Source organism: Salmonella sp. SAL4457, assembly GCF_046548235.1.
Lineage (GTDB): Bacteria > Pseudomonadota > Gammaproteobacteria > Enterobacterales > Enterobacteriaceae > Salmonella > Salmonella enterica.
The window spans coordinates 1-517 of sequence record NZ_JBGDZO010000038.1; the positions used below are offsets into that span (position 1 = coordinate 1).

1 protein-coding gene is annotated in these 517 nt (G+C 66.9%); it reads left to right on the forward strand.

The features are described 5' to 3' along the window. The coding region (locus tag ACLJNW_RS23100) for an enoyl-CoA hydratase-related protein (protein WP_410961073.1) at nt 1-517 on the forward strand (517 nt) is incomplete at both ends.

Here is a 517-nt window from a genome sequence, read left to right on the forward strand (position 1 = left end):
TGGACAATCCCGGCGTGCAGCTCGGCCTGCCGGAGGTGACTCTCGGCCTGTTGCCGGGCGGCGGCGGGATCGTGCGCATGGTGCGCCTGCTTGGTCTGGAGAAAGCCCTGCCGTACCTCGCCGAAGGCAAGAAGGTGCGTCCGGCGGAAGCGCTCAAGGCCGGGCTGATCCACGAACTGGCCGACAGCCCCGAGGAAATGCTGGAGAAGGCCCGCGCCTGGATCCTCGCCAACCCGGCGGCGAAGCAGCCCTGGGACAGCGCCGGCTACAAGATTCCCGGCGGTACGCCTGCCAGTCCCAACGTGGCGCAGATGCTGGCCATCGCACCGTCGGTGCTGCGCGACAAGACCAAGGGTTGCTTCCCGGCGCCCGAGAAGATCATGTGCGCGGCGGTGGAGGGCGCCCAGGTCGATTTCGACACCGCGCAACTGATCGAGGCGCGCTATTTCACCGAGCTGACCACCGGCCAGGTGGCGAAGAACATGATCGGCACCTTCTGGTTCCAGCTCAACGAGAT